Origin of the sequence: Phytohabitans houttuyneae (assembly GCF_011764425.1) — a bacterium.
Taxonomy (GTDB): domain Bacteria; phylum Actinomycetota; class Actinomycetes; order Mycobacteriales; family Micromonosporaceae; genus Phytohabitans; species Phytohabitans houttuyneae.
On the sequence record NZ_BLPF01000004.1, the window covers coordinates 386,201 to 404,304 of the forward strand.

Here is an 18,104-nt window from a genome sequence, read left to right on the forward strand (position 1 = left end):
GGTGTGACACATGACGTATTCACGTGGTCTTGCAACCCGTCACCAGGTCGAGCACTCTTTCCCAGTCGTCGGGGGCGGATTTGGCCCGCCAAGCGACGTGCTGATCCGGCCGGACCAGCACGAGTGGGTGATCCCAGTGTGTCCGTACGGCGGGATCCGCAGTGACTACATGCGCCACGGGGATTCCCCGCTTTCGCGCGGCGGCGACGAGCGGGCGGCCCGCGTCGTCGTCGGTAAGGTCCACAAGCGTCAGCTCCGGCCCCAGCCGGTCGAGGAGCTGCGCGCCGGCCGGCACCAAGGCGCCCGGTGTGACCGTGGGCGGCACCTCGTCCGGCAGTGACCACTGTGGATGATCGTCGGCCCAGATGACCGGAGAGGCGATCCGCTCACCGGCCGGGCCGGCGTCACCCGTCCGGTGCGCTTCTTGCCGCAACACTTCGGCGAGCAGCTCGCGCGTCGCCCCGGCCTTGGCCAGCCGGCTGAATCTTCGCCGGGTCTCCAAGCTCCTGGCCAGCATCTCCCGGTCGATCAGAGCGCGTTGGCGGCGCTCTCCCTCGTAGCTGGCGAGCAGGCCCGGCCCACCCCAGCCGTTGATCGCCGCGGCGAGCTTCCAGCCCAGGTCGACGGCGTCGCCGATGCTGATGTCCGCGCTCTCGGTGACCGGGTGGAACCGGTGTGCCGCCTCACCCACGAGGTAGGCGGGTCCGCGTTGGTAGGTGGCGGCCACCGCCAGCGAGTCCTCCCACTGCGTCACGCCGAGCACTTCTTCCGGGTCGAGCCGGACGGCGAGCGCCGCGCGGAGGCCGGCGACCGGGTCGGTGGTGATCGACTCCTCGGGCCCGAGGCGGAGGTGGCCGATCCAGGTGTCGTCGTCGCCGCGGGACACGAGCGCGCCGCCACCGACAATGACCGTCGAGAGGCCGCGGCGGGCGAAGCGCCGAGTGAGGTCTTCGCTGCGGAAGTGGACCGAGCAGTGCTGGGCCGGCGTGGACAGCCGCTCCATCGGCACCTCGAGGCAGCGGCGCACCGTACTGTGCGCACCGTCGCAGCCGGCGACGTGCCGCGCCTCGACGAAGTGGCGGTCGCCGGTACCGGCTGCCACGAGCTCGGCCACCGCACAGTCCGACTCGACTCGCAGCCCGGCGAACGTCCACCCTTCGCGGAGGTCGATCAGGGGGTGGCGGCGCGCGGCGTCGCGCAGATGCTTGGCGAACCGCGCGCCAGAGACCCGCTGGCGCCCCTCGGCCTGCACTGTGCACCCGACCGAGGTGAGGATCGGCGGGTCGTCGAGTCCCTGGCTCCACTGCAGGCCGGTCGGCTCGTCAGGGCCGGCGCCGTGCTGGCGCACCAATGTGGCGAGCCCGAGCCGCCGCAGCAGCTCCATACTCCGGCCGGCCAGAAGGTCGAAGCCCGGATGGCGCGGTTCGGACACCGCCCGTTCGACCACAATGGACGTGACATTGTGATGTGCCAATTCCAAAGCGAGAATTGCACCTACCGTCCCGGCTCCCACCACGAGTACCTCGGTACGTAGTGCTGGCGTAGCCAAGAGGCCCACCCCCTGCGCGGACACGGTGACGTCGGTGTCACAGAGCAATGCTTGGGGATGGCGCCGATTACCACATCACGTGCTTGCGTTATTCGTGCCGTCTTCGCCGACGAGCCTCGCGAGTAGGGTGCGGCTGTTGATGCCGAGTTTGGCGAATATCTTCCTTAGGTGACTGTCGACAGTATGCCGTGAGAGGAAAAGCTCGGCAGCGATTTCGCGGTTGCTTCGCCCCTTTGCGACCAGGATGGCCACGGGTCGCTCGGCCTGCGAGAGCCGCGCGAGCACCGACTCGGCCGACGGCTGCCGCGCCGGTTGCCGGCCCAGCCGCTGCTCCAGCCGGCGGCGGGTCCGCCCGGCACCGCACGAGGTGGCGATCGACAGCGCCTCCTCGGCGAACGCACGCGCCTCGGCGAGATCCGCGCTCACGTCCGCGGCGTCCTCCAGTGCGGCGGCGAGCGCCAGCGGCCGGCCAGCCTCGCGGTATCCGTCGATCGCCAGCCGGAGGAGAGCGGGGTCGCGGCGGAGTACGCCCTCGGCGTGCGCGGCCGCCGCCTCGTGCGCGCGGACGCTGGGGTTGCGCTCGGCGAGCTTGCGGGTGGTCGTGACGACGAGCTCCGCCCGTTCGGTATCGCCGGCGCGGAGCGCCACGCGCACCAGTGTGGCGGCAGCTCCGGGGTCCTGGACGATCAGCAGCGACCGGCGGGGCATCGCGTCGTAGATCGTGACGAGCGCACCCAGCGCCGCCTCCGGACCGGCGGTCGCCTCCTGCAGCAGGCCCTCGGCCCAGGTCGCGTCCTCAGGGGCGGTGGTGATGCCGTCGGCCATCCAGCGGCGCATCCGCTCGATGTACCCCCGCGCCTGCGAGGTCTCGCCGCGCAGGACCGCAAGGCGCGCGAGCCCGGCCAGCAGGGGCACGGCGAGCGCGTACGCGGCGTGGTTTTCGGCGACCTCGACGCCCGCGTCGGTCTCCGCGACGGCCTCGTCCAGGCGCCCGGCGGCGGTCAGCAGGGCCGCGTGGTAGTAGTGCCACAGGGGTGCCGACCAGGCGGTGCCGAGGCGCTCGGACTCCTCACGCCCGCGGCGGAAGATCGCCGAAGCCTCCTCGAAGCGGCCCTGCACGGCGAGGGCGTCGCCGAGCCAGATCCGCGGATGCCAGTGCGCCGCCTCGCCGCCGATCCCATCGGCGATCTCGGTGGCCTCGGAGGCGTGCGCGAGCGCGTCGTCCAGGCGGCCCTCGGCCTGTGCGGCGAGGCTGCGCGCGGTGAGGCCGAAGACGGCCGCGCCGTACTCCTCGGCCGCCATCCCGGACGCGTACGCGTTGGAGCCGGCACGGTCGGCCCACGTGAGGTCGCCGGTGTAGAACTGAGCGTGCGCACGGACCGCCCACAGCCGGGCGCGCACCGCCTCGGACACGTCCGGGTAGCTGAGCCCGCGGGAGGCGTACTCCACGGCGGCGGGATTGCGACCCGCGTGCTTGAACGCCTCGGCCAGCCCGAGCAGAAGCGCCGCCTCGGTCGGTGGCTCCAGGCCCGCGTGCAGCGCCGCCTCGCCGAGCCGCTGCGCACGCTCCAGGCGGCCGGCGGAGGCGAGCAGGCGCACGGTGTCGGCAACCAGCTCCGGGCGTTCGGCGTCGTCGTCGCCGACCACGTCGAGCGCACGCAGCATCAGGTCGGCCGCGGTGCTCGGCGCGGCCGGTGCGACCTCGAGCGCGGCTTCCCGCAGCATGGCCACGGCCTCGCGGGCGGAGCGGCCGCTGCGGAGCAGGTGCTCGGCCACCTCGACGGGCGAGCGGTCCTCCTCGCGGCCGATGACCGCCGCCTCCCGGTGGTACAGCGCCTTCGCCGCGCTGCCCATCCCGCCGTAGATGGCCAGCCGGACCAGGTCGTGCGCGAACGTCAGGCCGTCGCCCCGGTCCACCAGCACCTTGGCCGCGGTGGCCTCCTGGATCGACGGCAGCAGCGCGGCCGGACGCGTGCCGAGCAGGCGGGCCAGCGTGTCCACAGTGAACCGACCACCCAGGACGGACCCCGCGCCGAGCAGCTGTCGCGTCTCGGCCGCCAAGCCGCTCAGCGTCTGCTCGACGATGGTGACGAAGCTCGACGGCAGCTGGTCACCCACCACTGTGGCGATGCCGTCGCGTACCAGCAGCTGGCCCGTCGCCATCAGCGCGCGCATCAGCTGCTCCAGCTGGAGCGGGTTGCCGTCGCAGCTCGCGGCCAGCGCCAGCACGGTGTTGTCGACCGTGGCGCCCACGACCTTCGAGCAGAGCTGGCCCACCGCCTCGTCGTCCAGCCGTCCCAGCACGACCTCCGGCGCTCCGTCCCGGATGAGCCGTTCGACGAGCTGCTGGCCGGGCGTGCTTTCCCCGGCCCGGCGCCGGGCGAAGACCCAGCGCACCGGCGAGGAGGCCAGCGCGGTCACCAGCTCGCGCACGGCCAGCGCGGAAAACTCGTCCGTCCACTGTGCATCGTCTATGACCACGACCAGCGGCTGGCTCGACACGAAGTCCTCCAGTGCCGCGGCGAGCCGGTCGAGCGTACGGAACTGGTTTTCGCCCGCCTCGCTGACCCACGCGAACGCGCTCGTCGGCGGCTCGATCTGCTGCAGCGCCGACGCGAGCGTGATGAACGGCGCGGCGCGGTCCAGCTCGAACGCCGCGCGCGTCGCCACTGCAAGCCCGGCCTGTCGAGCCTCCTTGGCCGCCGCCCGCAGCAGGTGTGACTTTCCGATGCCGGACGAGCCGGTCACCACAACGCACCCGCCAACCCCCGTGCCGTGTCAGCGAACGCCTTTCGCAAGATCGCCAATTCTCGATCACGACCGAAAGTCGTCAGCGGATCCACCCCCCGGGGATCGTCTCTACGGCAAAACGTCAAGCGCAGATTGTCACGACGCGAGTGGCCCTGTTAAGCAACCTTTCGGTTGACCTAGCCAGAGTTCATTGTCGCGATGGTGACTGTCCCGGCCCCGTGTCACTGCTCGGATCAACATTCGGCCGAGAATGACCGGGCCGTTTTCTGTCAAGAAAGATTTCACGCGGAAATGCGTCGTTCGCTTTCATGCCTGGTCAACAGCTCGACCCCGTGCACGGATGTGGGTCAACCCCTGTGCCCGCACGGCCAAACCTGTCGAGTCCATGACCGGCGACCCGCGCGGTGACGTCGGCTCACTACCGATTGTCAGCCACGGAGCGGCCGCCTGGTACGAGTGCCGCACCAGTGTTGCGCCCACAGGGATTCGGACCTGCCGACATGTCATCAGCCCCATTCCATGAGGAGCCGAAAGAGCCGCTGGCAATACAGTCGATTGGCGTATTAGTTTGCGTCTCCACCCGTCGGACTCCGGGAGGCAGTTCGAGAAGAAACTCGGTCCCGGCAATCATCCGGCTTGAGGGCGCGAAAGGCGGCGCCGCCGGCAGAGCCAACCGTGCGGTGTCCAAAAGCGGGCCGGCCGGTCATCGCCGGCAGTCCACTAAGGTCTCAGCCGTCCTCGGATTCGCCGTAGCGGAGAGCGATTCGAGCGCGGACCAGGTCCACCATGACCGGGTCCGCGCGGTGCAGATAGCCGGGAATGGTCCTGCGCAGCAGAATCGGCTGCCGCTCGAAGAGCGCGTCGGCCTCCGCCGACAGCCGGTCGAAATGGCGGTCCCGCACAGCGTGCAGGCAGTCGAAGAGCGCGCGCTCGCGGGCCGTCGGTGGCTGCCAGCCGTGAAACAGCCGGGCCACGTCCACCGCCTGCTTCAGCGGGAGCTGGAGCACGAGGCGCCACAGGTCCCCCACGCGCGGCGGCCGGTCAGCGCGCGGACCAGGTATTCCCGCTCGGTTTCGGCCAGCGCCCGCCGGCCGTCGCCGGTGAGCACCTGAACCAGGTCGACCTCGCCGATCTCGCTCATCGCGGCCCGCAGCCGGCGGCGCAACCGTTGCGGTGCGCGCTGGTAGGCGCGGGCCAGCAGCGCGTTTGACGGGTCGAGCTCGCGGTACCGCGCCACCTGCCCGGTCAGCACGAACAGCGCCGCCCGGGCCACCGGGTCGTCCGGCGCGTACCCCCGGTCGCGGCAGATCGCGACCGCCTGGGAGACCAGCGCGTCCGAGCTGCCGCCGCTCAGCACCGCCGCGCAGGCCTGCGCCGGGGTCGCGAGTCCGAGTGCGATGCGACTGGCGAGGGGTTGCGTTACGGGGGTGGCCTCGGCTGGCGGCGGGTCTGGCGCGGGCACCGGGGGAGGCTCGGCCTGCTCGCCGACCGGCGCGACCGTGCCGCGTGTACGCCGGCGTCGCCACCGCTCCAGCCATCGCCACATCGCTCCATGATGCGGGGTGCCGTGCAGAATGGGTCCTCGTGACTGTGACGACCCGCCTCGTGCGCCTCGACGACGTACCGGCCATCACCGACCTGGTCAAGACAAACCGTGAGTTTCTCGCCCCCTGGGAGCCGGCGCGCGACGAGGACTACTTCACGGAGGAGACGCAGCGCGCGATCGTCGAGACAGGGCTGGCGGCGTACGAGCGGGGCACCGGCGTCCCGCACCTCATCCTCGACGGCGGTGAGCTCGTCGGCCGGATCAACCTCAACGACATCGTGCGCGGGCCGTTCCAGTCGTGCCACCTCGGCTACTGGGTGGCCGAGAGCGCGAACGGGCGCGGCGTGGCGACGGCGGCGGTGGCGGCGATCGTGCGGGTCGCGTTCGAGGAGATGGGGCTGCACCGCATCCAGGCCGGCACGCTCGTGCACAACGCCGGTTCGCAGAAGGTCCTCGCGCGCAACGGGTTCGTCCAGTTCGGCACCGCCCCGCAGTACCTCAGCATCGCCGGCCGCTGGCAGACGCACGACCTCTTCCAGCTCATCGCGCCGGAGCGGTCCGCGTAGCCTTGGCGCGGTGGACTTCGAGAAGGCGCGCGACTTCGTCCGGCGCAACCACCAGGCGGTACTGACCACGTACTACCCGGACGGGCGGGCGCAGCTGACGCCGGTCACCGCCGGGGTGGACGAGGCCGGCCACGTGGTCATCAGCGCCCGCGAGCACCTGGTCAAGACCCGCAACGTCGCGCGCGACCCGCGAGTGGTGCTGTGCGTCCTCAACGACCGCTTCTACGGCGAATGGGTGTACGTCGAGGGCAACGCCGAGGTCGTCCACCTGCCCGAGGCGATGGAGCCACTCGTCGACTACTACCGGCGCATCTCGGGTGAGCACCCGGACTGGGACGACTACCGCGCCGCGATGGAGCGGGACAAGCGGGTCCTGCTCCGGATCACGATCACCCGCGCCGGTCCGGGCTGAAAAAGTCGATCAGCACCGGGGCGAGCGCGTCCGGCGCCACGTCGTGGGTCTGGCCGTCGAGCACCCGGTGCTCCGCGGTGGGGATCAGGTCGGCTGCGGCCTTCGCGGCCGCCCGGAGGTTTTCCGGGCTGGCGCCGCCGCCGATCACCACGACCGGCACGGTCACCCGCGCCGCCACCGCACGCGGCACGCGGCCTTCGGTGAGGATCTCGTCGTCGTACGCGAGGGTGGGCGCGATCGCCTCCAGCACGGCGAACGCCGGCGATCCGCGGAAGCCGGCGATGGCCTCGGGCGGCATGCCGACGTGCCTCATGAACCGCGCCACGGCGTCGCCCCGGCGGCCGGCGTCGAGCAGCTCCCGCAGCTCCGTCGCGTACTCCTTGATCCGCGTGCCGTCTTCGAACTCGCCCGTGTACGGCGGCTCGTACATCGCGACCTTCGTGATGCCCGGCTCTTCGGCGGCGGTCGTGAGGGCCAGCGCCGCACCGGAGGAGATGCCGTACACACCGGCCTCGCCGCCGGCCGCCGCGACGAGCGCACGCAGGTCCTCGACCTCGCGGGCGGGTGCGTACGGCAACGTGTCGGTGCTCTCGCCCCGGCCGCGCCGGTCGTACGTGAACACGGTGAAGGCCTCGCTGAGCAGCGCGGCGAGCGGGCGCATCGGCCCGGCGGCGCGGTAGCACATCCCGCCGTCGACGAGGATGAGCGCGGGCCCGCTGCCGCTGCGCTCGTAGCCGATCGTGGTGCCGTCGGTGGAAGTCAGGGTGGGCATGTCGAAGCTCCTCAGGAAGTGATCCGCGCCAGGTAGGCGTCGAAGCGGTCGAGGCTGGTCTGGAATCCGGCCCGGGCCTGCGCGCTCAGGTACGCCTCCGGCACGTTGGTCTGATGGGTGGTGACCTCGGTGCGTCCGTCGCCGAGGTCGGTGAACGTGATGCTGGTGCGCATGCCGCCCTCGACGCCGGGCTCGATCCAGACCAGCAGGTCCGGGCGGCGCACCTCGACGTATACGGCCCGCATGGTGTACGTGCTGCCGTCCGCGTCGTTGACCATCGTGGTCTCGAAGGCACCGCCGGGGCGCAGGTCGACGGTGATGTTTTCTACCGGTGTCGTGGTGCCGGTCGGTCCCCAGAAGTGGGCCAGGTGCTCCGCGCTGGTCATGCAGTCGAAGAGCAGCTCGGGCGGCGCCTGGTGCACGCGCTTGTACGTAAGCTCGCCCGTCCCGCTCATCGCGCGCCCTCCCGGAGCGCGGCCAGGTGCGCGTCGAGGCGGTCGTGGCGGTCGGCCCAGACCTTGCGGTGCCGGGCGATCCACTCCACCGCGGTGTCGAGGTGCGCGGTGTCGAGCGCGCACGGCCGCGCCTGCCCGGTCCGTGAGCGGGTGATCAGGCGGGCCTTCTCCAGCACCTTGAGGTGCTTGGAGATCGCCTGCTGGCTCATCGCGAACGGCTGCGCCAGCTGGCTCACCGTCGCGTCGCCGCGGGCCAGGTGCTCGAGGATGGCCCGGCGGGTGGGGTCGGCCAGCGCCGAGAACACCAGGGTCAGGTCGTCTTCCAGTACTGCCACGCTCCCGACCCTATCCACAACCACTCAGTTGCACAACCGTCAGGTTGTAGATGATGGCGATCGAGGGCATGGCGCCGGCGCGCGGGTCAGCCGGTGACGACCTGCTCGCCGCCATCGACGAGCTACTCGCCGGCCGCTGAGCGGGCCAGGTGGCCGGCCGACTCGCCGATCCAGATGGGCGTCCCGGTGCGGCGCATGAACTCGGTGCGGCGCAGGAACGTCTCCTCCACCACCTGGCGGTCGAAGTACTCGCCGCGGGCCATCCCCGGGTACTCGCTGCCCGCCGCCATCCCCGGCAGCGCGTAGTCGTGTGCGGTGTAGACCGTGTTGGCGAACGGCTCGGTGAACGCGGAAAAGTCGGTGGAGTACCTGTTTCCGTCCAGGAACAGCACGTGCCGCGGGTCGACCGCGCGGATCGCCCGCTCCAGCCGCGCGTAGAACGGGCCGATCACCTCGCCGGACGGGTCGGCCGGCTCGTTGACCGGGTTGTAGCCGGCGACGGTGGGGTTGTCGCGGCGAGGTACCCGGCGTCGGCCGCGTCGAAGAAAGTCGGTGAGGAAACGTCGAAGTACCGCCGGTACCCCTCCTCGCCGAGCACCCGCCGCAGTGCTTTGCGCTGCTGCGACTCCGTGCCGGGGTAGCCGGTGATGAAGTTTTCCATGTTGAGCCAGCCGCCCGGGCCGACGCCGGCGAGCGTCACCGGCTGCCCGCCCGCGTCCACGAGGCGGTCGCCACGAAGCTCTATCCACTTTAGACCCAAGTCGGTACCGGTCCGGTCGTGTCGCGTACGAGCAGGCGTGGCTGGAAGCGCGCGTCGTAGCCCGGGGGAGCGCCGCTCATCAGCGCCCACAGCCGGTCCCACGCCTGCCGGCCCAGCTCGTTTTGGGGATCGAGGCGGTGGTGAGCGGCGGCGTCGTGTAGCGGGCGAACGGGATGTCGTCGAAGCCGGTGATGGAAAGCTGGCCGGGCACCGAGACGCGAAGAACACCCAGCTGCCCAACGGGCACAACCGCCAGACCCCGTCGCTGCCGATCTCCCTGCCCGGCAACGGAAGCCTGCTCGCCGCGGTGGCGCTGATGGCGGCCGGCTGGGAGGGCGGCCCGCCGGCGCCCGGCTTTCCCACCGAGGGCTGGGACGTGCGGCACGAGGGCCTGCACCCGTCACCCTGAGCCAGATCGTGGTACGAATCGGCCCCAGAGGGCGGATCCATACCACGATCTGTCCCGTATGACAGGGCCTAGCTCACGGTGACGCGCACGTCGTCGACGCCGGCCTCGACGAGGCTGGCGGTGGAGGCGTCCGCCGCCGCGACGAGCACGCGCACCTGCTGCCCGGCGTAGGCGGAGATGCTCCAGCTGCCGGTGGCCCAGGCGCCGTTGCGGTTGGCGGCCGCGCCGGCCTGGGTGAAGAGCACCGCCGTCCCACCACTGTGCACGATCGACACCCGGAAGAAGTCGGCGGTGGAGGAGTTGCTGCCGTGGGCCAGGTACCACGACATCGACAGCGTCAGCGTGCCGCTGGCGGGCAGCGCGATCGGCGGTGAAAGGGCGCTCGTGGTGCCACCGTCGACGTCGTACGTTCCCGCGTCGGTGCCCGCCAGCGCACCGGTGACCAGGTCGTTCACGCCGGAGACCGTGGTGCCGAGCTGCTTGGCGCCGCTGGAGGTGGTGGCGGCGGGGTCGGCGCGTTCCCACGTTCCGGTGGTGGCGGTGTCGGTGCCGGACGGGTTGGTGGTCCACCCGGTGGCGGTCTCGAAGGTGTCCGACCAGACCGTGGTGGGTGCGGTGCCGGTGGCGAGTGTCCACAGCGCGTACGCGGCCGCGTCACCGGCCCGGTCAAGCACCGTGTCGGAGATGTTGCTCGGGTTGGTGTCGCAGGCCCGGTGGTAGCAGGGGTCGAAGGCGCTCTGCGTGCCGCCCCACTTGGCCACCTGCGCGGCCGTCTTCACCCGCGATGCGCCGGCCGCCACGCCGGAGGTCTGCACGCCGATCGCGTTGAACGAGGCGTCGTCGGAGCGCCCCGCGCCCTCGGTGTTCTCCTCGGTCTGCACGCCGATCGAGTCGTAGTACGCCTTCAGCACCTGCCCGACCCCGGACGTGATGCGGTTGATGAAGTAGCCGCCGTTGACGGAGGCGACCATGTCGAAGTTGAAGTACCCCCGGATCCGCGCCCGCTCCGCCGTGGGCAGCGTGTTGGCGTAGAACTCCGACCCGTTCAGCCCCTGCTCCTCGTCGGTCCAGAAGGCGAACCGCAGGTGGCTGGTGAGGCTCGGGTTGGTCGCGGCGAGCGTCAGCGCCAGCTCCAGCAGCATGGACGAGCCGGAGGCGTTGTCGTTGATGCCCGGCCCGGCGGCGACGCCGTCGAGGTGTGCGCCGAACATGTACACGCTGTTGGGGTCGCCGCCCGGCCAGTCCGCGATCACGTTCGGCCCGGACCCGGCCGTGCAGCCGGACGTGCAGCTCTGCCGCACGACCGTGAAACCGGCGGCGGTGAGCCGGTTCGCCACGTAGTTGACCGACGCGGTGTACCCCGTGGTCGTCGAGCGGCGGTTGCCGCCGTTCGCCGTGGCGATCGACTGGAACTGCAACAGGTGCGCCTTCATGTTCGCGAGGGAGATGTCGGGGATGGCGGCCACCGCCGCGGCCGGCGCCGCCGGCACGGCGAGTGCGGCCGCCACGAGCGGCACGGCCGCCATCGCACGCAGGATCGACGAGGGTCTCACGCGACCTCCTAGGCCAAGGGAACGCCGGGGTTACCGGCAGGCGCAGGATATGGCGCGCGCGAAGCGATAGAGAAGACTCAATAGGGTACTGGGTCTGAGGTTATGACCACCCGGTCGCGAGGATGACCGCGACGGTGGCGGTCGCGGCCAGCACGAAGGTGGCGACCGCGAGCTGGATGCGGGTGAGCCGGGCCAGCGCGGCCTCGTCCGACGACCGTCCCGCGGGCTGCGGCTCGCCCTCCGCGACCGCCCGCAGCCACCGCTCCACCGCCTCGGCGTCCGCGCGCCGCGCCGGATCCCGCTCGAGCAGGCTGAGCAGCATCGGGGCCAAAGGACCGGCGCGGCGCATCCGGTCCGGCGGTTCGTGGGCCGCCGCCAGCAGCGTCGCGGTCGTCGTTTCCCTTTGGTACGGGGCGCGCCCTTCCACAGCCGCGTACAGTGTCGCGCCGAGCGACCACATGTCTGTGGCCGGCGTGGACACGCCGTCGCGGACCCGTTCCGGCGCGATGTACTGCGGCGACCCGATCAACGCCTCCGCCGGGTCGGTCCCGCTCTCCCGCTGCCGCACCGCCAGGCCGAAGTCGGTGAGCACCACCCGCCCGTCGTGGCCTACCAGCACGTTCTGCGGCTTGATGTCGCGGTGGATGATCCCGGCGCGGTGTGCGGCGCGCAGCCCCGCGAGCATGCCGAGCCCCACCCGCGCCGCCTCGCGCGGGCAGAGCGGGCCGTCGCGGACGACCACGTCGTACAGGGAGCGGGACGGCACGTACTCCATCACGATCCACGGCCGGTCGGTGTGCAGGATGTCGTGGATCTGCACCACGTTGGGGTGGTTGAGCGAGGCGGCCGAGCGGGCCTCGCGCAGGCTCTGTTGGACGGTGGCGAACTGCCCCTCGTCGGGCGTCGTCACCTCCTTGACCGCGACGTTGCGGCCCAGCATGTCGTCGGCGGCCAGCCATACCTGGCCCATGCCGCCACTTCCGATCGCCTCCCTCAGCCGGTAACGGCCGGCGATCACGGTCCCGGTGGTCACGCAAGCGATTCGGAACGCCTCTGCTCGGGGATTGGTGCCTCTTCGCGGGCCTTCATCAGGCGGGCCATCGGCCACCAGACCGCGAGCTGGAGCAACGCCAGCACCAGCGTAAACGGCAGGAGTGTCCACACACCCACCCCTTGCGCGACCGCGCCGGCGAGCCAGGGGAGGGCGGAGCCGCCGACGACCGACCCGGCGTTCATCACGCCGATCGCGGAGGGCACGAGGCGCTGGCTGGTGAGGCGCGGCGCCACCGCCATCGCGGTCGGGAAGATCGGCCCGAGGAAGAAGCCGAGCAGCACCATGCCCGCCACCGCCGGCACCGTGCCGGGCAGCACCCAGGTGAGCAGCGCCGCCGCGATGACGCCGGCGAGGCAGGTGTACATCAGGCCGACCGCGGTGAGCCCGAGCCGCGCGACCAGCGGGCTCAGCAGGAAGCGGCCAGCCGTGAGCCCCAGCCAGTAGCCGCTCACCACGTACCCGGCGAGCAGGTCGGACTGGTCGCGCGCCTCGACGAGATAGCTGAAGCCCCAGTTGCCGACGCCGATCTCCAGTCCGACGTAGACGGCCAGGAGGATGGCGCCGAGCAGCACGCCCCGCTGCAGCAGGACCCGCTCCTTGGACTTGGCCTCGGTGTGCGCGGGCGCGCCGGCGGATCGGGGGTACGCCAGGAGGAAGCCCGCCGTGATCGGCGCCGCCACCAGCGCGAGCACCAACCACACCGCCGGCCAGGCGCTCACGTCGGTGATCCAGTTGGCCAGCGGCGGCCCGATCAGCGCGCCGACGCCGAAGAACCCGTGCAGGCGGTTGAGCAGCGTGGTCGCGTTGGGCAGGCCGGCCAGGTACGCGTTGAGCACCGACTCGAGCGTGCCCATCGCGTACCCCGTGGCGATCTGCAGCACGACGAACGCGATGAACGGGGGTCGGGTGGCGGTATACAGGGCGGCCAGCACGTAGGCGACGCCGCCGACCGCGAGGGCCACCCGCGTGCCGGCGCGGTGGATCAGCTCGCCGGCGGTGGCCCCGGCGAGCACGAAGCCGGCCGAGCCGGTGAAGAACGTGAGGCCGATCGTGGCCCGCGAGACGCCGTAGTCGTCCATCTGGGCGACGAGCAGCACGCCGTTGATGCCGGCGCTGATGCCGACGAGCACGAACGCGGTGTAGGCGAGGACGACGGAGGTTTGGCGATGGCGCATGGGTGCCCTCACAAGCTATCGCAACTTTTCCGAAAGTCAGGTCACTATAACGGCCGATGAGTCATGCGGCGTTCGCTTAAAGCGTTAATTTCGAGGGCTGAACTTCCGGAAATCGCGCCCTACGGTATCCCACATGGTCTCCGATATGATCTCGCGATTGACCGGCTGGCTACGCCGGCTGCCGCCCCCGCACGAGCGCTTCGAGGGGCTTGCGGCGGCGCTCGACGAGGAGTTCGGCGGGCGCCGGGAGCCGATCACGGCGGCGGCCTGTGCCGAGATCGAGCGAGCCGCCTGGCCGTACGCCCGGCACCTGTTGCTCCACTTCGACCCGGCCGGCACCGGCCCGCCCGACGAGGTGGCACCGGGCTGGCCCGAGCCCGACCCGGCCGTGGTCCTGCCCGCGGCCGCCCAGGTGCGCGAAGTGTCCAGGATGGACGGTGGCGCCTGCCTGATCCGGGTCGACGGCCTCGACGCGCTGCGCTTCGCCCAGCCGTACCTCGACGCCGCGTTCGCCCTCGCCCGCGGTGCGACCGCTATCCTGCTCGACCTGCGCGCCAACGGCGGCGGCTCTCCGGAGACGGTCGCGTACATCGCCGGCCGGCTGCTCGGCGACCGGGCCGTTCACCTCTCCGACGTGACCTACCGCGATCACACCCGTCAGTGGTGGACGCCCGACCTGCCACAAGGGACGGCGGTGCCCTCGGAGGTGCCGGTGGCGGTGCTGGTCAGCGACCGCACGTTCTCCTCCGGCGAGGCGCTCGCGTACCACCTGCGGGCCCGCGGGCGGGTCACGGTCGTCGGTGGACGGACGCCCGGGGCCGCCGACCACATCACCGAGATCCGGCTCGCGCCCACCGTCGTGGGTCAGGTGCCCATCGGGTACGTGACCGACGCCGTCAGCGGCGCCAACTGGGAGGGGACGGGGGTTGTGCCGCAGCGCGAGGTGCCGGCATCCGAGGCGGTCACCGCGGCGCTGGAGGCGCTCCGCGCCTGATCGTTCGCGGACCCAACCTAATTGTTAGGAAAGTTTATTTATCGTGTTACGCTCTCACCTCATCGATGAACATCACGACCACACATCGAGGAGGTGACCAGGTGTTGAGAGTGCGCACGATCGCGACGGTCGCGGCACTGGCGATCGGGGGTGCGCTGGCGGCGATCGTTCCGATGACGACCGCGTCGGCGGCCGCCTGCGCGACGCCGTGGCAGGCGTCGGCCGTCTACACCGGAGGCATGACGGCATCGCACAACGGTCGCAACTGGCTGGCCAAGTGGTGGACCCAGGGCGAGGCGCCGCCCGGCACGTCGGGTGTCTGGGCCGACCAGGGCACGTGCGGTGGCGGCACGACGCCCGGCCCGGGCACGTGCAACCACCCCAACTGGGTCGCCGGTCAGTGGTACACGACCGGCTCGATCGTCCGCCACACCAACGGCCAGTACTACATCGCCGAGCACGACAACCCGGGCTACGACCCGACGATCAGCACCTGGTACTGGGACCCGTACACGTGCAGCGGCCAGCCGCCGGTGACCACGCCCCCGCCGTCCGGTGGCAACTTCGTGGTGAGCGAGAGCCAGTTCAACCAGATGTTCCCGAGCCGGAACTCCTTCTACACGTACTCCGGCCTGATCGCCGCGCTCAGCGCGTATCCCGCGTTCGCCCGCACCGGCAGCGACACGGTCCGCCGCCAGGAGGCGGCCGCCTTCCTCGCGAACGTCAGCCACGAGACCGGCGGCCTCGTACACATCGTCGAGCAGAACACTGCCAACTACCCGCACTACTGTGACGCCAGCCAGTCGTACGGCTGCCCCGCCGGCCAAGCGGCGTACTACGGCCGCGGCCCGATCCAGCTGAGCTGGAACTTCAACTACAAGGCGGCCGGTGATGCGCTCGGCCTGCCGCTGCTCACCAACCCGTGGCTGGTACAGAACGACGCGTCGGTCGCCTGGCGCACCGGCCTCTGGTACTGGAACACGCAGAGCGGCCCCGGCACGATGACGCCGCACAACGCGATGGTCAACGGTGCCGGCTTCGGCGAGACGATCCGGAGCATCAACGGCTCGCTGGAGTGCAACGGCCGCAACCCGGCCCAGGTGCAGAGCCGCGTCAACAACTACACGCGGTTTGTGCAGATCCTCGGTACCACCCCCGGTGGCAACCTGACCTGCTGAAGGGTCAACCGGGCCCGGACGGTGCGCCGAACGCCGCCCGGGCCCGGCCGCACACGCGGGTGGCTCAGCGCGCGATGGCGATCCAGGTAGCGCGGGCGCGGGCCAGCTCGTCACCGTCCTCGCTGTAGAGCGTCGTGTGCACCAACGCCTTGCGCCCCTCGCTCTCGGCCAGCGCGCCGCGCACGACGCACCGCTGGCCCGGCGACGGCACGCGGCCCACGCGGACCGCGATGCGCCCCAGCACGTACGGCCGGCCGCCCTCGATCACGGCCCAGCCGCCGGGGCAGTCGAGCGCGGCCCACACCATCGGGGCGGAGACGTCGTCCGGGACGGTCCACGGCGCCGCGGTCGTGCCGTCGTCGAGCGGGCCCGGGAAGATGCGCAGGCCGTCGGGGCGCTCGGGACCGCAGACGTAGCAGGTGGGAAACGGGTGCTCGGCAAAGCCGGAGTAGTGGGTGGCCGCTTCCTGCGCCGCCGCGTACCCAACCGGTGGGACCGTGACGGTGATGGCGGCGGCGGGCGCGAGCTCGGCCACGACGGCGCCATCCTTGGTCTGGATCCTGCCGTCGGCGGGCGTGAGCGGGGTGTCGAGCGGCGGCGGCATGCGCAGCGTCACCTCGTGCGCGCCCGCTCCGGCGAACACGCCCGCGCTGTAGCCCCCGTTGCCCGAGCCGGGCGGGCCGTTGAAGCGCCCTTCGATGATCATTTGACCCCCCAGAGAATTCTTCCGCCGGGAGCGCGGCGTGCGCAAGCCGTAGCTAGACATCGGATGTATAGCTCTTCGTGAGCCGCTCAGCGGGTTATCGCTCGGACACAAAACGTCAAGACATCCGTTGTCTGTCTTGACAGGCGACACTGTGTCGGCCTAGTTTCGGGATCGTTAAATTCATTGGTTTAACTATGTCGCGAACGAGGAGCCGTCGATGGGTATCTCGCGCCGCAGCGTCCTGACCTCCGCGATCGCCGTCGCGGGCGCCTCCACGGTCATCGACTCTTCTCCAGCCGCGGCGGCCAGCCCGCCCGGCGACGTGGTCGGCAAGATCACCGTCGGGTACCAGGGCTGGTTCGCCGCCGCCGGCGACGGCTCGCCGATCAACGGTTGGTGGCACTGGAGCCAAAACTGGGGCCAGGCGCCGTCGCCCAGCAACACCGCGATCATCTCGTGGCCGGACATGCGCGAGTACACGTCGAGCTACCAGACCGCCTACGCCAACCTCGGCAACGGCCAGCCGGCCCGCCTCTTCTCGTCGCACGACCAGCAGACCGTCGACACCCACTTCCGGTGGATGCAGCAGTACGGGTGTGACACGGCCGCGCTGCAGCGCTTCAACCCGTTCGGCGGGGAGGGCGCGATCCGCGACGCCATGGCGGTCAAGGTGCGTACGGCGGCGGAGGCGTTCGGGCGCAAGTTCTACATCATGTACGACGTCACGAACTGGACCGACATGCAGTCCCAGATCAAGACGGACTGGACGAACAAGATGCGCGCGTACACGTCGTCGCCCGCCTACGCGGTGCAGAACGGCAAGCCGGTCGTGTGCATCTGGGGCTTCGGCTTCAACGACCCGGGCCGCCCCTTCGCGCCGGCCGCCTGCCTCGACGTGATCAACTGGTTCAAGGCTCAGGGCTGCTACGTCATCGGCGGCGTACCCACCTGGTGGCGCACCGGCGTCAGCGACTCCCGGGCCGGCTTCGGCGACGTGTACCGCGCCTTCAACATGATCTCGCCCTGGATGGTCGGGCGTGCCGCCAGCTCCGCTGACCTCGACTCGTACTACAACAACGTCAACGTCGGCGACCAGGCCGAGTGCAACCGGCTCGGCATCGACTACCAGCCCTGCGTGATGCCCGGCGACCTGTCGTCCGGCCACCGCCGCCACGGCGACTTCATGTGGCGGCACTTCTACAACATGGTGCGGCTGGGGTGCCAGGGCATCTACATCTCGATGTTCGACGAGTACAACGAGGGCAACCAGATCGCCAAGACCGCGGAGAGCGCCGCGATGCAGCCGACCAACTTCGGTCGCCGCGCGCTCGACGAGGACGGCACGCCCTGCTCCTCCGACTACTACCTGCGCCTGACCGCCGACGGCGGCCGGATGCTGAAGGGTCAGCTCGCACTCACCCCCACCCGCCCGACCCAGCCGGTGGTGGGCGGCGGCAACCCGCAGCCACCGGCGGGCGTGGTCAGCCTGCGCGCCCGCGTCAACTCCCGCTACGTGTGCGCCGAGGGCGCGGGTGCCCAGCCGCTGATCGCCAACCGCACCGCCGTGGGCCCGTGGGAGCAGTTCGACCTGGTCACCCTCACCGGCGGAAACGTGGCGCTGCGCGCCCGGGTCAACGGCCAGTACGTCTGCGCCGAAAACGCCGGCGCGGCCGCGCTGATCGCCAACCGCGCGGCGGTCGGCCAGTGGGAGACGTTTCAGCTGATCCGCAACGCTAACGGCTCGGTGAGCCTGCGCGCCCTGGCCAACAACAGCTACGTGCAGGCCGGCAGCGCGGGCGCCACCGCGCTGATCGCCTCCGCCACGACGATCGGCACGTGGGAGCAGTTCGACCTGATCGGCGGCTGACCCCGCGGGCGGTATCTTGCCG

19 protein-coding genes are annotated in these 18,104 nt (G+C 71.1%); 5 read left to right on the plus strand and 14 right to left on the minus strand.

Annotated elements, in window-relative coordinates; genetic code table 11:
• Nucleotides 1–19: 19 nt before the first annotated feature.
• From Phou_RS44345 to Phou_RS44360, 4 genes are all read right to left on the minus strand, one after another.
• Entirely contained in the window at nucleotides 20–1,573 is a 1,554-nt protein-coding gene (locus Phou_RS44345) for an FAD-dependent monooxygenase (RefSeq protein WP_308785053.1), read from the minus strand.
• A gap of 51 nt (nucleotides 1,574–1,624) precedes the next feature.
• Entirely contained in the window at nucleotides 1,625–4,297 is a 2,673-nt protein-coding gene (locus Phou_RS44350) for a LuxR C-terminal-related transcriptional regulator (RefSeq protein WP_246274590.1), read from the minus strand.
• 731 nt (nucleotides 4,298–5,028) lie between these two features.
• Nucleotides 5,029–5,274 carry a hypothetical protein gene (locus tag Phou_RS44355; RefSeq protein WP_173069916.1) on the minus strand — a complete coding sequence of 82 codons (246 nt, stop codon included), beginning with the start codon at nucleotides 5,272–5,274 and terminating at the stop codon, nucleotides 5,029–5,031.
• Nucleotides 5,275–5,288: 14 nt separating this feature from the next.
• Nucleotides 5,289–5,846, minus strand: a complete 558-nt coding sequence (locus tag Phou_RS44360) for a hypothetical protein (protein WP_173069918.1) — start codon at nucleotides 5,844–5,846, stop codon at nucleotides 5,289–5,291.
• Nucleotides 5,847–5,884: 38 nt separating this feature from the next.
• Here Phou_RS44360 and Phou_RS44365 point away from each other — a divergent pair, with 38 nt between their 5' ends.
• Both Phou_RS44365 and Phou_RS44370 read left to right on the plus strand, forming a co-directional pair.
• Nucleotides 5,885–6,412 carry a GNAT family N-acetyltransferase gene (locus Phou_RS44365; RefSeq protein ID WP_173069920.1) on the plus strand — a complete coding sequence of 176 codons (528 nt, stop codon included), beginning with the start codon at nucleotides 5,885–5,887 and terminating at the stop codon, nucleotides 6,410–6,412.
• Nucleotides 6,413–6,422: 10 nt separating this feature from the next.
• Nucleotides 6,423–6,824, plus strand: a complete 402-nt coding sequence (locus Phou_RS44370; protein ID WP_173069922.1) for a PPOX class F420-dependent oxidoreductase — start codon at nucleotides 6,423–6,425, stop codon at nucleotides 6,822–6,824.
• On the opposite strand, the gene Phou_RS44375 is transcribed toward Phou_RS44370, so the two are convergent.
• The 9 genes from Phou_RS44375 to Phou_RS44410 form a co-directional block, all read right to left on the minus strand.
• Entirely contained in the window at nucleotides 6,802–7,596 is a 795-nt protein-coding gene (locus tag Phou_RS44375; RefSeq protein WP_173069924.1) for an alpha/beta fold hydrolase, read from the minus strand. The genes Phou_RS44370 and Phou_RS44375 overlap by 23 nt on opposite strands.
• Nucleotides 7,597–7,607: 11 nt before the next feature.
• Entirely contained in the window at nucleotides 7,608–8,051 is a 444-nt protein-coding gene (locus Phou_RS44380; protein WP_173069926.1) for an SRPBCC family protein, read from the minus strand.
• On the minus strand, nucleotides 8,048–8,404 hold the full coding sequence (locus Phou_RS44385; RefSeq protein WP_425571200.1) for an ArsR/SmtB family transcription factor: 357 nt from the start codon (nucleotides 8,402–8,404) through the stop codon (nucleotides 8,048–8,050). The genes Phou_RS44380 and Phou_RS44385 overlap by 4 nt, the downstream gene beginning before the upstream one ends.
• 104 nt (nucleotides 8,405–8,508) lie before the next feature.
• The gene (locus tag Phou_RS54045; protein WP_246274594.1) at nucleotides 8,509–8,838 is read right to left on the minus strand and encodes a cellulase family glycosylhydrolase; all 330 of its coding nucleotides are present in this window, start codon (nucleotides 8,836–8,838) and stop codon (nucleotides 8,509–8,511) included.
• Nucleotides 8,835–9,107, minus strand: a complete 273-nt coding sequence (locus Phou_RS54050; RefSeq protein WP_246274596.1) for a hypothetical protein — start codon at nucleotides 9,105–9,107, stop codon at nucleotides 8,835–8,837. The genes Phou_RS54045 and Phou_RS54050 overlap by 4 nt, the downstream gene beginning before the upstream one ends.
• Nucleotides 9,108–9,225: 118 nt before the next feature.
• Nucleotides 9,226–9,393, minus strand: a complete 168-nt coding sequence (locus Phou_RS54055) for a substrate-binding domain-containing protein (RefSeq protein WP_246274598.1) — start codon at nucleotides 9,391–9,393, stop codon at nucleotides 9,226–9,228.
• Nucleotides 9,394–9,623: 230 nt separating this feature from the next.
• Nucleotides 9,624–11,081, minus strand: a complete 1,458-nt coding sequence (locus Phou_RS44400; RefSeq protein ID WP_173071433.1) for a M20/M25/M40 family metallo-hydrolase — start codon at nucleotides 11,079–11,081, stop codon at nucleotides 9,624–9,626.
• A 127-nt stretch (nucleotides 11,082–11,208) separates the two neighbouring features.
• Complete coding sequence (locus Phou_RS44405) at nucleotides 11,209–12,141, minus strand: serine/threonine-protein kinase (protein ID WP_246274601.1); 933 nt, start codon at nucleotides 12,139–12,141, stop codon at nucleotides 11,209–11,211.
• Entirely contained in the window at nucleotides 12,138–13,337 is a 1,200-nt protein-coding gene (locus tag Phou_RS44410) for an MFS transporter (RefSeq protein ID WP_173069932.1), read from the minus strand. The genes Phou_RS44405 and Phou_RS44410 overlap by 4 nt, the downstream gene beginning before the upstream one ends.
• A gap of 145 nt (nucleotides 13,338–13,482) precedes the next feature.
• On the opposite strand from Phou_RS44410, the gene Phou_RS44415 reads away from it, so the two are divergent.
• Together Phou_RS44415 and Phou_RS44420 are read left to right on the plus strand one after the other, a co-directional pair.
• Nucleotides 13,483–14,331, plus strand: a complete 849-nt coding sequence (locus Phou_RS44415; protein ID WP_173069935.1) for a S41 family peptidase — start codon at nucleotides 13,483–13,485, stop codon at nucleotides 14,329–14,331.
• A gap of 65 nt (nucleotides 14,332–14,396) precedes the next feature.
• Nucleotides 14,397–15,509 carry a glycoside hydrolase family 19 protein gene (locus Phou_RS44420; RefSeq protein WP_371872269.1) on the plus strand — a complete coding sequence of 371 codons (1,113 nt, stop codon included), beginning with the start codon at nucleotides 14,397–14,399 and terminating at the stop codon, nucleotides 15,507–15,509.
• A 64-nt stretch (nucleotides 15,510–15,573) separates the two neighbouring features.
• On the opposite strand, the gene Phou_RS44425 is transcribed toward Phou_RS44420, so the two are convergent.
• Complete coding sequence (locus tag Phou_RS44425; RefSeq protein ID WP_173069939.1) at nucleotides 15,574–16,215, minus strand: hotdog fold domain-containing protein; 642 nt, start codon at nucleotides 16,213–16,215, stop codon at nucleotides 15,574–15,576.
• 217 nt (nucleotides 16,216–16,432) lie between these two features.
• Here Phou_RS44425 and Phou_RS44430 point away from each other — a divergent pair, with 217 nt between their 5' ends.
• Nucleotides 16,433–18,082 carry a DUF7910 domain-containing protein gene (locus Phou_RS44430; protein WP_173069941.1) on the plus strand — a complete coding sequence of 550 codons (1,650 nt, stop codon included), beginning with the start codon at nucleotides 16,433–16,435 and terminating at the stop codon, nucleotides 18,080–18,082.
• Nucleotides 18,083–18,104 lie beyond the last annotated feature (22 nt).